A 1744-nucleotide genomic window follows, 5' to 3' on the forward strand; every position below is an offset into this window, starting at 1 on the left:
ATGGCGAAGCTTGCGGCGGAAGAGGCTGCACGAGCCGAGCAGACCAAGGCGGCGGACGCCGCAGCAGAGGCAGCAGTCGAAGGGTCGGAGCCGGCATCGGACGCAGTGGCCGTTTCGGAAACGGCGACCGAAATGACCTCCGACGCCGCGGCGGAACCTGCTGCGCCTGCCGTGGGAGAACAGGCGGACGCTCCGGTCGAAACCGTGCAAGACGAAGCGCCTGTTGCCGAGGCTGCTGCTGAACCGGCACCGGTTGAACCGCAGGCAGAGGCTGAAGCTGCCGAGACTGAAGCCGCAGCGGCAGAAGAAGTTGCACCGGCCGAGCTGGTGTCAAATGCCGCGCCGGCAACGGACGCCGCGCCGGACGAACCCGTGACGGTGACTGAAGCAGCCACCGGGGAACCCGCCCCGGAAGCCGAAGCGCCAAAACCCATCCTGTTGTGGCGTCAGGGTCGTTTCGAACAGCGCCCGCGCAACCGCGACGACAACCGCAGGAACAATCGCCCACGCAACGGACAAGCGCGCGGCCGAAGCGATGCGCCTGCGGACGCCGGCGCACCGAACGCCGCTGCACCCGGAGAGCGTCCGGCCCATGAAGGACGGCGCGATGGAGCCGGCAAGCCGCGCTTCGACCGCTCGAAGTTCAAACCCAAGCCGCAGGCCGAAGGCGAACAGCGACGTGACAGGCCGCAGGGCGAGCGTCCCGACCGCCGCGAAGGCCGTCCCGACTGGAAGGGTGGCAGGCCGGATGGCAAGGGTGGTCCGCAAGGCGGCAAGCCCGCCTTCCAGCCAAAGCCGCGCGAGGAGCGCCCGGTGCGTTTCGATCCGGATTCGCCCTTCGCCAAGCTCGCCGCTCTGCGCGACCAATTGAAGAAGTAGAACCCGGCTCGCTTCGATGGTTGCCGAAGGCCGCCAGCGCATCGACAAATGGCTGTTCTTCTCCCGCGTCGTGAAATCGCGCTCGCTGGCGGCGAAACTGGTCGTCGCCGGCCGGGTCCGCATCAATCGCGACAAAGCAGCGCAGGCTTCCGATCAGGTCAAGCCAGGCGACGTCCTGACCATCACGCTCGAGCGGCGCATCTTCATCTGGAAGGTCCTCGGCGCGGGTGCGCGACGCGGCCCGGCCGAGGAAGCCCGTACGCTCTACGAGGATATGTCGCCACCGCCCGCACCGAAGGGCGAAGCCCCTCCCGATGCAATTCCGGGGCTGCGCGAGGCCGGCAGCGGCCGCCCGACCAAGAAGGAACGTCGCCAGACCGACCGATTGCTCGGCGAAGATTGATGCCTGGCGTCCAAAAACAGGCGGCGCTTGCCAGGATAACGACGTGTTTGAAGCAAAACTGAACCCGGCAAACAGGAAGCCCTGCATGAGGTCGCCGGCCTCTGGGGCGCCGGCTGCCTGGAATTCCATTTCGAAACGCTGATGCCGACAGGAATGGCTGCCCTTGCAAGCAGCGGCCAAAGGCGTTACCTGACGGAAAAAGCCCAACAAAATGGGACGTCCCGGAGCCGACCGATGACCTATGTCGTGACCGACAATTGCATCAAATGCAAATACATGGACTGCATCGAGGTCTGTCCGGTCGATTGTTTCTACGAAGGCGAGAACATGCTCGTCATCCATCCCGACGAGTGCATCGACTGCGGTGTTTGCGAGCCGGAATGCCCGGCCGACGCGATCAAGCCCGACACCGAGCCCGGCCTCGACAAATGGCTGCAGGTCAATACCGAATATGCCGAGAAA

At 65.4% G+C, this 1744-nt stretch carries 2 protein-coding genes and 1 pseudogene; all 3 read left to right on the forward strand.

All coding sequences use genetic code 11. The annotated features are described in order from the left end of the window. Positions 1 to 879 (forward strand): annotated as a pseudogene (locus ENZ74_RS31030) (helicase); the annotation flags it as partial. Positions 880 to 895: 16 nt separating this feature from the next. Further along, complete coding sequence (locus tag ENZ74_RS31035; protein WP_013529181.1) at positions 896 to 1282, forward strand: RNA-binding S4 domain-containing protein; 387 nt, start codon at positions 896 to 898, stop codon at positions 1280 to 1282. A 234-nt stretch (positions 1283 to 1516) separates the two neighbouring features. Further along, positions 1517 to 1744: ferredoxin FdxA (gene fdxA, locus ENZ74_RS31040; RefSeq protein WP_164761356.1), on the forward strand; the 228-nt coding region annotated here is incomplete at its 3' end.

Source organism: Mesorhizobium sp. M7A.F.Ca.CA.002.15.2.1 (genome assembly GCF_003998715.1).
Taxonomy (GTDB): Bacteria; Pseudomonadota; Alphaproteobacteria; order Rhizobiales; family Rhizobiaceae; genus Mesorhizobium; species Mesorhizobium ciceri.